Raw genomic sequence first — 12,828 nt, 5'->3', positions numbered from 1 at the left:
CGCTCCAAACTGCTCAATTCAAGGCCCTCAATCTAAACTGCGCCGCTGGCGTTATCCCACAACCTCGTCATCGGCTGGCGCCCGCAAATCCAATTCACCCGGACCCAAGTCAGCGAAAGCACCATCCACCGTGTCATGGGCAACGTCAGCAAACGTCGCCGGCTGCCACTGCGGGTTCCTGTCCTTGTCAACGAGCTGGGCGCGGATCCCTTCGGCGAAGTCAGGCCACCGCAGCGCACGCAAGGAGACCCGCAGCTCTTGGTTCAACGCTTCCTCCAACGAGGTCAGCTCCCGTGCCCGCCGCAGTGCGGCCAGGGTGACGGTAACAGCGGTGGGTGATTTTGCCGCAATATTCTCCGCCGTCGCGGTGGCAGCGGGGTCGCCAACGCTAGCCAACCGCTCAAGGATGGTCTCCACGCGATCCGAGGCATAGGCTTCATCAATCCACCATCGGGCCTTGGCAAGCTCGGATTCCGGAGCCACTTGCCCATAACGTCCGACGACGGAGCTGGCGTTGCGCTCGGACAGCTCGGCTACCAGCGTGGGCAGCACGGCCGAATCGACGTAGTGGCTGGCCAAGCCCATGACGATGGCGTCGGCGCCGCTGACCATGGCACCTGTCAGTCCGGCGTGGGTGCCCAGCTCTCCGGGAGCCTGGGCCAAAAGATAGGTGCCGCCAACATCCGGCACAAAACCGATCCCCGTTTCCGGCATGCCGATCCGTGACCGCTCGGTGACGATACGGTGCGAGGCGTGTGCCGAGATCCCCACACCACCGCCTAGCACCACGCCGTCCATGAGCGTCACGATGGGCTTGGGATAGCGGTGAATCCGGGCATTGAGATGGTACTCATCGCGCCAAAACTGTTCCGAGGAATTCCCACCGGTGCGGGCGTCATGGTAGATCGAGACGATGTCGCCACCTGCGCATAAGCCCCGCTCACCGGCACCCGAGATGAGGACTGTTTCGACGCCGTCGTCCGTTTCCCAGTCATCGAGTGCCCGCGCCAGGGTCAATACCATGGCGTGGTTGAGCGCGTTCATGGCCTTGGGCCGGTTCAGGATGAGATGACCCAGCTGGCCGTTCCGCTCCACGAGAACCTCAGTGTGCTCCATGTACCCATCCTCCACGGTTCAGCGCTCCACGGCCAGACGGCCAATGATCAAACGCATGATTTCGTTGCTGCCTTCAAGAATTTGGTGCACCCGCAAATCGCGGACCAGTTTTTCCAGCCCATACTCGCTGAGATAGCCGTAGCCGCCGTGCAGCTGCAGCGCCTGATTGGCGACGCGAAAACCGGCGTCGGTGGCGACGAGTTTCGCCATGGCGCACAGCTTCACAGCATCGGGCGCGGCCGTGTCGAGCGCCTCCGCAGCACGCCGGAGCATGGTGCGGGAGACCTCGAGCTCGGTGTCCATCTGCGCAATTTCAAAGAGCAGATGCTGCTTCTCGATGAGCGGGCCACCAAAGGCCTGGCGCTCTTTAAGGTAGGCGATGGACTTCTCCAGCGCGGCCCGACCTCCGCCCAGCGAGCAGGCCCCGATGTTGACCCGCCCACCGTTGAGGCCCTTCATGGCGATACCGAAACCGTCGCCCTCGGCCCCCAGCCGATTTCCCACCGGGATGCGCACGTTGTCGAAAACGACTTGGCGGGTGGGTTGCGCCCTCCAGCCCATCTTCTTCTCGTTGGCACCAAAGCTCAGCCCCGGGGCGTCATGGGGAACAACGACGGCGGTGATCCCCTTCGCGCCCAGCTCGGCTGTTCGGACCATGACCAGATACCAGGCCGAGGCGCCGGCACCGGAGATGAACTGCTTGGTTCCGTTGATGACGTAGTGATCGCCGTCGAGCACGGCGCGGGTGGTGATAGCCGCGGCGTCGGAGCCAACACCTGGCTCGGAGAGGCAGTAGCTGGTGAGCTCTGTCATGGCTGTAATGCCCGGCAGCCAGGCCGCGCGCTGCTCATCGTTACCGAAGGCATCGATCATCCACGCCACCATGTTGTGGATGGAGATGTAGGCGGCGATGCTCGGGTCCACGGCGGCCAGTTCCTCAAAAATAAGGACGGCGTCGGTGCGGCTCAGTGCCGATCCGCCATGCTCCTCCCCCACATAAATGCCACCCATTCCCAGCGCCCCGGCCTCCGCCAGTACGTCCACGGGAAAGAATTTCTCCTCGTCCCATCGGGCCGTGTGTGGAGCCAGCTCGTTGGTGGCGAAATCGCGCACCATCTCTACCAGGTCGGCTTGGTCAGGCGTGAGAGCGTTCATGTGTGCCTCCTTAGGCCGCGTCGTTGCGGCATGCGGTGCGTGGCGGCAGCCCTCGGGATGTGGGGCTACCTCGGTGGCGGACCCACCCAGGTGAGGGGTCCGCCGTCGTACTATTTGGTGACCTTGCCCATCAGGGATGCGACGGGGCGCAGGAACAGGGGTTGTGCGAGGAACCAGGCGGCCGCCATGACCACGAGGGAGCCGGCAAAGATGCCGAAGCCCCACCAGTTCACGACGTCGGAGGAGGTATACATGTGGTTCAGGTTGCGCAGGGCGCCGGTGGCCAGCACCAGCGTCACATGCACCACGATGAAGAACACGAAGTAGAGCATGACCGGGAAGTGGATGGCCCGGGCTGCCGTGATCGGGTAGATCTTGTTCAGCGCGGTGGCGTTCTTGGGCCAGGCGCCGGACATGCGCAGACCCGTGAGAATGGCCAGCGGGGCGGCGATGAAGACAGTGATGAAGTACGTCAATAGCTGCAGACCGTTGTAGTTGACCCAGCCATTGTCGGTGGGCCAGTTCAGCGAGAGGTACTGCAGTCCGGCCGAAATGGCGTTAGGGAAAACGTCCCAGCTAGTGGGCACAATGCGCATCCACTGGCCGGTGGCGAACAAGATCACGATGAAGATGACGCCGTTGAGCACCCAGAGGGCATCCAAGGTCAGGTGGAACCAGAGGTCGAGGCTGATCTTGGTGGGGTTCCCGGGGGTCTTGATGAGGCCCTTGTTATTGCGGATCCAATGAGCGGCCGGGCGCTTAGTGGTGCGCACCTGCCAGCCCGAGCGGATGATCAGGAGGATCAGGAACATGTTGATGAAGTGCTGCCAGCCGAGCCAGGCAGGCAGTCCCACCGGTGCGCTCGAGGGCAGTTCGGAATGCCCCGGGTAGGTGGCCATGAATGACTTCACGCCATCAAGGCTCGTCAAGCCGCGGGCCACCAGCACCGCCACTGCCAGAAGCAGGATCAAGGCACCCGCGGAGACGCCGATTCTGGCCCACAGGCCGAGGCCGTTCCAGCGCGCGGCGATGCCGGCGCTCTGCTTGGTCTTGGGGGTCGACATGGTCTAAAACCTCTTTCGGGAACACTGCTTCTTGCGCTGGCGATACTGTACGTAGTTTGGCATCCATTGTCGCAGTCTCTGTACTACGCCTGACTACATGGGACGTCTCGTGATGTAATACGCGGCGTCCCGGACTTCTCTTGAAGAATACTAGGCCCCACTAGTATTTACTAGGTATCCCAAGTAAATTATTGGCAGGCGTGAATATTCATTGCCGCTTATCGGAAAGGACCGCCATGGCACCCGCATCTCCGTTGCCCATGGACCCCATTGCCGAGGCCAAACGCCAGTGGATTGCCCACGGCTGGGCCGACGCTGCCGACGCCATGGCCGCCTTCTCCTCTGTCATGCGCGCACACCAGCTCATGTACAGCAGGGTCGATGCGGCACTGAAACCCCTGGGGCTGTCCTACGCCCGGCTGGAACTTTTGCGGCTGCTGTCTTTCACGCGCGACGGCGCCCTGCCGATGGCCAGCGCCAGCGCCCGCCTCCAGGTGCATCCCACATCCGTGACAAGTGTGGTGCACCGCTTGGAAAAGGACGCCCTGGTCCGCCGGGAGGCCCACCCTTCCGATGGACGAGCCACCCTGGTGGTGTTGACCGACGCCGGGCGCCGGTTGGCGGAGGACGCTACAACTGTTTTGAACGCCGATGTGTTCGCCACCCCCGGCATCCCCGCTTCCGATCTGACGTTGATGACCGCGATCTTGGCTCGGTTCCGGCGCGATTCAGGCGACTTTACGGACCCGGTGGAATACCCCGAGCCCCTCTAGCGCTTTCCTCTTTCAAACGCTCCTTCACTTCTGGGGGTGTTTCGGCCAACGCTCCTTCACGTATGGGTTCCGCGACGCGTCAACCGCCCCACTACTTGCCGGTGAACACGCCCGGACGGCGCTCCCCCATGGCCGCCACCGCTTCCAGCAGGTCCTCGCTATGCAGGAATGAGCTGTTCCACAACGCCACGTGCCGCAGCCCGCGCGCAATGGTTTCTTCCCTGCCCTCGTTCAAAACCATCTTGGTACCGGCAACGGCCAGTGGGGAATTCGCGGCCATCGCGGCCGCCATCTCCAACGCGGCGGCCATCAGGGTTTCCGGATCGGGATATACGTCATTGACCAGGCCGATCTTTTCAGCATGCTGGGCCGAAAAGTCCTTGGCCGTGAAGGCCAGCTCCCGCAGATGCCCCTCGCCAACAATCCCGCGTAGCCGTTGCAGGCTGCCGACGTCCGCCACGATGGCAAGCCTCGCTTCCCGGATGCTGAACGTTGCTTCGGCCGAGGCCAGACGAACATCGGCCGCACTGATGAGGTCCACACCGCCGCCGATGCACCAGCCGGAGACGGCCGCGATGACAGGTTTCTTGCAGCTGGCCACGGCAGTGACGCCGTCCTGCAGGTCCTTGATGACGCCGAGCAATTCGGTGCGCTGCGCCGCTTGTGCCGGGGTGCCGGATCCGAGCCTGCCCAGCCAGCCGCCCAGCACCTCCTGGACGTCAAGGCCCGTGCTGAAGTTGGCACCGGCACCGGCGAGCACCACGGCCCGGACCGTGTCATCGGCATCGAGCGCCGCGAACACCTGCGGCAGTTCAGCCCAGAAGGCCAACCCCATCATGTTCCCGCGGCCCGGCCCCACCAGACGTACGACGGCGACACCCGGCTGGGGCGCCTGGCTCACCTCAAAAGCAGTCCAGCCCATCAGAACTGCTCTCCCTTTTCCGCCTTGGCTACCAACGAGGCCGGCGGCAGGAAGTGCTCGCCATAGCTGGCCGCCAGCTCACGGGAGCGGGCCACAAAACCGGCCAGTCCGCCGTCGTACCCGTTCATGTACTGGACCACGCCGCCGGTCCAGGCCGGGAAGCCGATGCCAAGGATGGAGCCAATGTTGGCGTCCTCCACACTGCGCAGCACTCCCTCGTCCAGGCATTTGACGGTCTCGAGTGCCTCGGCAAAAAGCATGCGTTCCTGCATGTCCGCAAACGGGATTTCGGTGGTGCCGCCAAACGTTTCCTTCAGCCCTTCCCAGAGCCCGGTCCGGTGTCCGTCGGCATAGTTGTAGAAGCCGGCTCCGGCCAACTTGCCCTTGCGTGAGAACTCCTCGATCATCCTCTCGACGATGTCGTAGGCGGCATGGTGCTGGTACTTTTGCACGCCACCGTCGGCCTCCAATCCAGCCTTGGTCTCCTTCTGGATCTTGGCCATGAGAGTCAGGTTCAGCTCGTCAGCCAGCTGCAGCGGTGCGGCCGGGTACCCTGCCTGCAGCCCGGCCTGCTCGATGGAGGGCGCCGCGATCCCCTCGCCCAGCATGGCAATGGCCTCATTCATGAACGTGCCGATGACGCGGCTGGTGAAGAAGCCGCGGGAATCGTTGACAACAATGGGGGTCTTGCGGATCTGGACGGCGATATCGAAGGCCTTGGCCAGGGTCTCATCGGAGGTGTTCTTGCCGGCGATGATCTCCAGCAACGGCATCTTGTCAACGGGCGAGAAGAAGTGCAGGCCGATGAAGTTCTCCTGCGCCTTCACACCTTCCGCGAGCGCGGTAATGGGCAGGCTCGAGGTGTTGGAACCCAGCACCGCGCCGGATCCGACGATGTCCTGAATTTCCGCGAAGGCCTTTTGCTTGACCTCGACGTTTTCAAAGACCGCCTCGATCACCAGATCACAGCCGGCCAGATCGGCAGCCTGTGCGGTGGGCGTAATCTTGGCCAGCAGGGTGTCTGCTTGCTCCTGAGTTTGTTGGCCGCGCGCCACTGCCTTATCGGTGAGTGTCGTGGAATAGCTCTTGCCCCGCTCGGCCGCCTCGAGGGAGACGTCCTTGAGAACAACGTCCATGCCGCCGCGGGCACACACGTAGGCGATGCCCGCCCCCATCATGCCAGCGCCGAGGACGGCAACCTTCTTAGCCGTGTACTTCTCGAAGCCCGCCGGGCGGCTGCCACCGGAGCTGATGTGGCCCATGTCGAAGAAGAACGCCTTGATCATGTTGGTGGAAACCTGACCGGTCACCACCTCCGTGAAGTAGCGTGATTCAATCTCCAGCGCCGTATCAAAGTCAACCTGGGAACTTTCGACGGCGGCCGCAAGGATGGCGCGCGGGGCCGGGTAGTTGGCGCCCTTGAGCTGCTTGCGGAGATTGGCCGGGAACGCCGGCAGATTGGCGGCAAAGGCAGCAGTGGTGGGGGTTCCCCCGGGGATCCGATACTTGGGCACGTCCCACGGCTGCACTGCCTCGGGGTTCGCGGCGATCCAAGCCTTGGCTGCCGGGATGAGCTCCTCCACCGTGTCCACTACCTCGTGGACAAGTCCGACGTCGAGCGCCTTGCGAGGCTTGTATTTCTGTCCCTGGAGCAGGACCTTCATGGTGGCGTCGGCTATACCCATGAGGCGAACGGTACGAACAATTCCGCCTCCTCCGGGCAGCAGCCCAAGCGTGACCTCGGGCAGACCAATGACCGATCCGCTCGTGTCGGCAGCTATGCGGTGGTGGGCGGCCAAGGCAATTTCCAGTCCGCCACCCAGCGCGGCACCATTGATCGCCGCCACCACCGGCTTGCCGAGGGTTTCCAACGTACGCAGCTGGGCCTTGACCTTTTGGCCAAGCTCAAAGATCTTCGCGGCATCCTCGTGCGTGGCGGCAATCAGGTCCTTGAGCTCGCCGCCGGCGAAGAAGGACTTCTTGGCCGAGGCCAGGATGACGCCGGTGACACTCTCCTTTTCTGCCGCGAGTCGGTCCACGGCAATCTGCATGGAGGCGATGTAATCGCCGTTCATGGTGTTGGCTGCCTGATTCGGGTCATCCATGGTCAGGGTGACAACGCCATCGGCGTCCTGCTCCCAGTGGATGGTGTTTGCCTTGCGCACTCGTTTTCCGCCCACGGATCTAAACCCTCTCAATCAAAGTTGCTACGCCCATGCCGCCGCCGATGCACAAGGTGATGACGGCCCGGCGTTTGTCGATGCGTTCAAGTTCATCCAGCACGGTGCCAAGAATCATGGCTCCTGTGGCCCCCAGCGGGTGGCCCATGGCGATGGCGCCACCGTTGACGTTGAGCTTGTCATCGGGGATGCCCAGATCCTTTTGGTATTTCAACACGACGGAGGCGAAGGCCTCGTTGATTTCAAAGAGGTCGATGTCATCGACTCCCAGACCTGCCTGTGCCAGCAGCTTTTCGGTGGCCGGGGTGGGACCGGTGAGCATGATGGTGGGATCGGCGCCGGACGTTGCGGTGGCCACGATCCGGGCCCGCGGCGTCAGTCCCAGCTGCTCGCCAACCTCCGCGCTGCCCACCAAAACCAGGGCGGCGCCGTCGACAATTCCCGAGGAATTTGCGGCCGTGTGGACATGGTCGATCTTCTCGACTGCGTGGAATTTTTGAAGCGCGACGGCGTCGAAGCCACCCGCTTCCCCCATGACGGCAAAAGCGGGGCGCAATCCCGCCTGCGATTCCGGAGTTGATTCGGGACGCATGTGCTCGTCATGATCCAGGACCACTAAGCCGTTTTGGTCCGTTACAGGGATGACCGACTTGGCGAAGCGGCCCTCTTTCCAGGCCTGAGCGGCCAGTTGCTGCGAGCGCACGGCGTAGGCATCGACGTCGATCCTACTAAAGCCTTCCATCGTGGCAATCAGGTCCGCGCCGATGCCCTGCGGTACAAAATAGCTGTCGTAATTCGTGGCCGGATCCATGGCCCAGGCTCCGCCGTCGGACCCGATGGGCACACGGGACATAGACTCCACGCCGCCGGCGATGATGAGCTGGTCCCAGCCCGAGCGCACTTTTTGGGCGGCGGTATTGACGGCCTCAAGTCCCGAGGCGCAAAAGCGGTTGACCTGCAGGCCACCCACGGTGTCTGGCAGCCCGGCAGCAATGGCGGCGGTGCGGGCGATGACGGCGCCCTGGTCTCCCACGGGTGACACGACGCCGAGAATGAGATCGTCGATGAGTGACTCATCTAGGCCGGGATTCCGTTCCCGCAGTGCCTGGATCAGGCCCACCACCAGATCGATGGGCTTGGTACCGTGCAAGGCACCCTTCTTGCCGCGCCCTCGGGGCGTGCGGACGGCGTCGTAGATGAAGGCTTCAGGTTGTTCACTCATGTGGGACTTCCTTCCAATGCGTTGGCACTGACACTAGCAGCTGGTCATGACCGAACTTTCCCGCCAAAAAGGTCCGTCGACCGCTAGGATACTTGCAATGCCATTGGGGCATTTTCTAGTGGCATTGAAACGGATATCCCATGAGCACCTCGCACGATTCATCGGTGCCAGAAGCTGCCCCCCAGTCTTCTGGCGGCAAGGTCCTGATAAGCCTCGCGGCGGCCGTGATTGTCTTATTTGGGCTGAGCCGCATTTCTTCCATTGTTGGCCCGGTCTTTTTGGCGCTGGTCCTGACTATTTGCGTTTACCCGCTCAAGCAGCGACTCATCAACCGGGGAGTCCCTGCTGCGTTGGCCGCGTTCTCCACCATTGTGGCTGTGTACGCCATGATCGGGGCACTAGTGGCGTCCCTGTGGGTCTCCGCCGTCCAGCTCACCCGGTTATTGCCCCAATTCGCTCCGCAGATCACCGAACTGAGTAACGATCTGAGGGTGTTCCTTCACGACACCCTTGGCATTGGAGACGAGCAGGTCCGGGCCGTCGTTGACTCCTTGGACCTTCGGGTCCTCATCGGCACGGCCTACAACCTACTCGGCAGCGCCATGAACGTGGGCTCTGGTCTGGTCTTCTTACTGCTCTTAATCATGTTCATGAGCATCGACGCCACCTACTTCCCCACGATTCTGGCGGTCGTGAAGGAAAAGCGGGCGCCGGTGGTTGAGGCGCTGTCCAACTTCGCCAAACTGTCCCGTTCATTCATGGTCATGACCACCATCTTCGGAGCCATCGTGGCCGCGCTCAACCTGGCGCTCCTGTTGGTCTTGGGAGTGCCTGGCGCCGGGCTTTGGGCGTTGCTCTCGTTTGTCTGCGGCTTCATCCCGTTCATCGGCTTCTGGATCTCGCTGGTTCCGGCGGCCATCATGGCCCTGCTTGCCGGTGGCCTGCCAACCTTTATTGGGGTCGTGGCGTTCTACGGCGTCATCAATTCCCTGATCCAGTCGATCATCCAGCCCAAATTTGTCTCCGGCACTGTCAACCTGAACATGACACTGACCTTCCTCTCTGTCATCTTCTGGTCCGCCCTGCTGGGCCCGCTCGGCGCGCTGATGGCCGTCCCGCTCTCGCTATTTGCCCGGGCGCTGCTGGTGGATTCGCACCCGCAAGCAGCCTGGCTTCGACCGTTCATCGGCGACATTGCCGAGTCCAAGACGATGCTTGCAGCCCAGCGTGCTGCGGCCAAGGCAGCTAGGTCTAAAACCGCCGGAAAGTGATGCGGCGTCGGCAAAAACCCGCCGGAAAGTGGTGCCGCGTTGGAGGGGGCGTTACTGCAGGTTGGATGTCAGCCTTGCCGCACTGTCCCAGAACTTCTCCATGACCGGGCGCTTGACCCAATCGGCCAGCTCCAATTCACGACTGTTGGCGCGGTAGCCGTCCTCGATGACGCGCAGCTCCTGCACGAACATTTCGCTGTGGATCAACACCGAAATCTCCATGTTCAGTGAGAACGAGCGCACGTCCATGTTGGAGGAGCCAATCACGGCTACGTCGGAGTCGATGCTGAAATGCTTCGAATGCAGCACCTCGGGTGCCTTGTACAAATAAATCTTCACGCCCGCCCGCAGCAACGCCTCGTAGTAGGAACGCTGTGCGTGGTAGACCATGGCCTGATCGCCGATCTCGGACACGAACAACTCCACCGACAGTCCCCGCCCGGCCGCCGTAATGATGGCCAGCAACACCGAGTCCTCGGGGACAAAGTAAGGGCTCGTGATGCTGACCCGTTCAGTGGCCTGATGAATCATGGCCACGAAGAGCTTCAGATTATTGTCATTTTCAAAGCTCGGTCCACTGGGAACCACCTGCGCATCTACGCGATGCGAGGCCGGGTCCAAAACCACCGCCGAGGTATCCAGCTCCAGCAGCACATCAGTCTCGCTGAACCAGTCGGTGACGAATACGGCGTCGAGCTCCCTGACAGCGGGCCCGTGGATCCGCATCATCAGCTCATGCCAGCGCAGCCCGCGGGCAATGTTTTTCTTTTTGTTGTAACTCTCGTGCACCAGGTTTTGCGAGCCCGTGAACCCCACCTGCCCGTCGACTACCAAGAGCTTGCGGTGGTTACGCAGGTCCACGCGCTGCCACCGCCCCTTCCACGGCCGCAGCGGCAACATGGCGTGATACTCAGCCCCCATGTCGCTCAGCCGGGCGAGCGTCTCCTTACGCCCCGGATTCATGAGCGAGGCCAGATGGTCCGAGAGCACCCGGACGTTCACTCCCCTAGCCACCGCCCGGGCCAGCGCGTCGAAGAAGGGCCGGGTGACGTCGTCGTGCACCAAAATGTAAAACTCCACATGGACGTAGTTCTCGGCTCGGTCAATCTCCGCCGCCATCGCCGCAATGGAGCCATGGTAGTCCGGGAGAAGTTCGACGTCGTTGCCTCCCACCATGGGTAACGCACCCAGGGTGCTGTTGAGGGTGACGAGCCCGGCCAGGCCTTGGGGCCATTCATCTTTGTGGCTGAGCTGGTCGAATCCCTCGGTGCGCTCGAGGATGAGTTCGTTGACGAACTGTTGTTTGTCCCGCCGAGACTTGGGCAGGCGCGAAAAACCCACGAGCAGGAACGCCACAACGCCCACATAGGGGATAAAAATGATGGTCAGCATCCAGGCGATTGCGGTGGCCGGGCGGCGCCGGGCCGAAATGTAGGCCACGGCAATGGCACCGAGGATCACGTGGAGTGCCAAGAGAACCCAGGTCAGATGGTCGGCATCGCTGAACCATTCGCGAATGCTCAAAGAACTACGCTCCCCCTATTAAGCGTGAGCAACGGCGGACCCTGAGGAGTCCGCCGTTGCGCCACCATGATTCTTGCAAGTTTAGGCCAGACCGGTTAAGAATTCTTGGTGTATCCCACGAGAAATTCACTCAACAGTCGGGTGCCGTAGCCGGTGGCACCAGTTGGACGCCAGGAGTCATCGGAATCGCTCTTCATGGTCCCGGCAATATCCAGATGCGCCCACGGGGTGCCCTTGACGAACTCCGAGAGGAACAACGCCGCTGTGATGGCTCCGGCAGTGGGTCCGCCCATGTTGGAGATGTCAGCAATATTCGAATCCAGCTGCTTGCGGTACCGCTGTTCGAGCGGCAGTTGCCAAATGGACTCACCCGAGGAGCCCCCGGCTACCTTGAGCTGCTCCACCAGCGGCTGGTCGTTGCCAATCACGGCACCCACCAGCGTTCCGAGTGCTGCCATGGCAGCGCCCGTCAGCGTTGCGGCATCAACAATGGCGTCAGGCGTTTCCTCCATGGCCAAGCACAGCGCATCCATCATGACCAGGCGACCCTCGGCGTCGGTGTTCTTGACCTCCACGGTGGTGCCGTTACGGGCAGTCAGCACATCGCCGAGCTTGGTGGCCGTCCCGGAAGGCATGTTGTCGGTACATACCAGCCAAGCGCTGACCTCGGCGGTGGCACCCAGATCACGCAGCCCCGTCATGGCTGACAGGATGGCAGCCGAACCGGCCATGTCCATTTTCATGGCGAGGTGCATGGGGTCCGAAGGCTTGAGGCTAATGCCGCCGGAATCGTACATGATGCCCTTGCCCACGAGCGCCAGATGCGCAGTGGGGTCACCCGAAGGCTTGTAGCGAAGCACAATGAGCCGAGGCTCCTCGTCGCTGCCCGCATTGACGCCAAGTAGTCCTCCGCAACCCATCTCGATGAGCGCAGCCTTGTCAAAGGTTTCCACGCTGAGCCCAAAAGCCGGGCCCTGCTCCGCGGCAAAATCCGCATACTCAACGGCCGTCAGATGACCGGGCGGGTTGTTGGCGAGGTCGCGGGCGAGTGCAGCCGAACGCGCCAACACCTTGCCGCGGGCGGCACCGGCCTCGGCGCCCGCCCCGGCGCCGATGATCTCAAGGCTTTCAATGCCAAGGTCCGCAGGATCATTCTTCAAGGCGTTGAACCGGTAGCGTGCCAGCAACGCTCCCTCCACGGCTGCCTGTGCTGCCAGGGCCCCGTCGGCACCGTGTCCGGAAGGCAGTACCAGGGCGAGTGCCGAATGCCGAGCCGCGGCGCGCGCAAAAGCGGCCGCCCCGTCACGCAACTCATCCACCGAGCGGGCGGCACCGCTTCCGGCACCCACCGCAACCACCGCCGTCGCACCTTCACGGGGAACATAAACGGCCTGACCGGCGGCTCCGGTGAAGCCGGCTCCGGCCAGTGCCTCCCGGCTCAGCTTCAATTCGGCCGGAACCTCCCCGTCCAGGGATACAAAATATCCGACGGCGGATGCCCCGCCGCTGGGGGCTGCGGCTGCCGCGACTTCCGGATCGAGGTGCAGAGAAGGCGCCGGATCATAGGAGGCCGGAATCAATTTAATGGGTGAATGTGCCAT

10 protein-coding genes are annotated in these 12,828 nt (G+C 62.5%); 2 read left to right on the top strand and 8 right to left on the bottom strand.

Annotated elements, in window-relative coordinates; translation table 11 throughout:
• Nucleotides 1–51: 51 nt before the first annotated feature.
• The 3 genes from ACP7B9_RS02795 to ACP7B9_RS02785 form a co-directional block, all read right to left on the bottom strand.
• Complete coding sequence (locus ACP7B9_RS02795; RefSeq protein WP_425860545.1) at nucleotides 52–1,116, bottom strand: enoyl-CoA hydratase/isomerase family protein; 1,065 nt, start codon at nucleotides 1,114–1,116, stop codon at nucleotides 52–54.
• A gap of 18 nt (nucleotides 1,117–1,134) precedes the next feature.
• Nucleotides 1,135–2,271 (bottom strand): acyl-CoA dehydrogenase family protein, encoded by a 1,137-nt coding sequence (locus ACP7B9_RS02790; RefSeq protein ID WP_425860543.1) that lies wholly within the window; start codon nucleotides 2,269–2,271, stop codon nucleotides 1,135–1,137.
• Nucleotides 2,272–2,381: 110 nt separating this feature from the next.
• Nucleotides 2,382–3,335 carry a cytochrome b/b6 domain-containing protein gene (locus ACP7B9_RS02785; RefSeq protein WP_425860541.1) on the bottom strand — a complete coding sequence of 318 codons (954 nt, stop codon included), beginning with the start codon at nucleotides 3,333–3,335 and terminating at the stop codon, nucleotides 2,382–2,384.
• 236 nt (nucleotides 3,336–3,571) lie between these two features.
• Here ACP7B9_RS02785 and ACP7B9_RS02780 point away from each other — a divergent pair, with 236 nt between their 5' ends.
• The gene (locus tag ACP7B9_RS02780) at nucleotides 3,572–4,108 is read left to right on the top strand and encodes a MarR family winged helix-turn-helix transcriptional regulator (protein ID WP_425860539.1); all 537 of its coding nucleotides are present in this window, start codon (nucleotides 3,572–3,574) and stop codon (nucleotides 4,106–4,108) included.
• A gap of 91 nt (nucleotides 4,109–4,199) precedes the next feature.
• Here the strand turns inward: ACP7B9_RS02780 and ACP7B9_RS02775 are convergent, their stop codons facing one another.
• The 3 genes from ACP7B9_RS02775 to ACP7B9_RS02765 are packed head-to-tail and all read right to left on the bottom strand — an operon-like array spanning nucleotide 4,200 to nucleotide 8,432.
• Complete coding sequence (locus ACP7B9_RS02775; protein WP_425860537.1) at nucleotides 4,200–5,030, bottom strand: crotonase/enoyl-CoA hydratase family protein; 831 nt, start codon at nucleotides 5,028–5,030, stop codon at nucleotides 4,200–4,202.
• Nucleotides 5,030–7,195, bottom strand: coding sequence for a 3-hydroxyacyl-CoA dehydrogenase NAD-binding domain-containing protein (locus tag ACP7B9_RS02770; protein ID WP_425860535.1), 2,166 nt, complete (start codon nucleotides 7,193–7,195; stop codon nucleotides 5,030–5,032). The genes ACP7B9_RS02775 and ACP7B9_RS02770 overlap by 1 nt, the downstream gene beginning before the upstream one ends.
• A gap of 19 nt (nucleotides 7,196–7,214) precedes the next feature.
• Entirely contained in the window at nucleotides 7,215–8,432 is a 1,218-nt protein-coding gene (locus ACP7B9_RS02765; protein WP_425860533.1) for an acetyl-CoA C-acetyltransferase, read from the bottom strand.
• A 140-nt stretch (nucleotides 8,433–8,572) separates the two neighbouring features.
• On the opposite strand from ACP7B9_RS02765, the gene ACP7B9_RS02760 reads away from it, so the two are divergent.
• Entirely contained in the window at nucleotides 8,573–9,703 is a 1,131-nt protein-coding gene (locus tag ACP7B9_RS02760; RefSeq protein WP_425860531.1) for an AI-2E family transporter, read from the top strand.
• 51 nt (nucleotides 9,704–9,754) lie between these two features.
• On the opposite strand, the gene cls is transcribed toward ACP7B9_RS02760, so the two are convergent.
• Together cls and ACP7B9_RS02750 are read right to left on the bottom strand one after the other, a co-directional pair.
• Nucleotides 9,755–11,221 (bottom strand): cardiolipin synthase, encoded by a 1,467-nt coding sequence (gene cls, locus ACP7B9_RS02755; RefSeq protein WP_425860731.1) that lies wholly within the window; start codon nucleotides 11,219–11,221, stop codon nucleotides 9,755–9,757.
• Nucleotides 11,222–11,322: 101 nt separating this feature from the next.
• Nucleotides 11,323–12,828: a leucyl aminopeptidase gene (locus ACP7B9_RS02750; protein WP_425860529.1), complete on the bottom strand. Its 1,506-nt coding sequence runs from the start codon at nucleotides 12,826–12,828 to the stop codon at nucleotides 11,323–11,325.

This window comes from Arthrobacter sp. TWP1-1 (genome assembly GCF_049897845.1).
In the GTDB taxonomy this organism is placed as follows: domain Bacteria; phylum Actinomycetota; class Actinomycetes; order Actinomycetales; family Micrococcaceae; genus Specibacter.
This window is presented reverse-complemented; position numbering and strand designations above follow the sequence as displayed.

Bases quoted from the DNA above. Each gene is read 5' to 3' on its own strand.
- ACP7B9_RS02760 (WP_425860531.1), top strand. From the start codon at position 8,573: ATGAGCACCTCGCACGATTCATCGGTGCCAGAAGCTGCCCCCCAGTCT.
- ACP7B9_RS02750 (WP_425860529.1), bottom strand. From the start codon at position 12,828: ATGGCACATTCACCCATTAAATTGATTCCGGCCTCCTATGATCCGGCG.
- ACP7B9_RS02785 (WP_425860541.1), bottom strand. From the start codon at position 3,335: ATGTCGACCCCCAAGACCAAGCAGAGCGCCGGCATCGCCGCGCGCTGG.
- ACP7B9_RS02795 (WP_425860545.1), bottom strand. From the start codon at position 1,116: ATGGAGCACACTGAGGTTCTCGTGGAGCGGAACGGCCAGCTGGGTCAT.
- ACP7B9_RS02780 (WP_425860539.1), top strand. From the start codon at position 3,572: ATGGCACCCGCATCTCCGTTGCCCATGGACCCCATTGCCGAGGCCAAA.
- ACP7B9_RS02790 (WP_425860543.1), bottom strand. From the start codon at position 2,271: ATGAACGCTCTCACGCCTGACCAAGCCGACCTGGTAGAGATGGTGCGC.
- ACP7B9_RS02775 (WP_425860537.1), bottom strand. From the start codon at position 5,030: ATGGGCTGGACTGCTTTTGAGGTGAGCCAGGCGCCCCAGCCGGGTGTC.
- ACP7B9_RS02765 (WP_425860533.1), bottom strand. From the start codon at position 8,432: ATGAGTGAACAACCTGAAGCCTTCATCTACGACGCCGTCCGCACGCCC.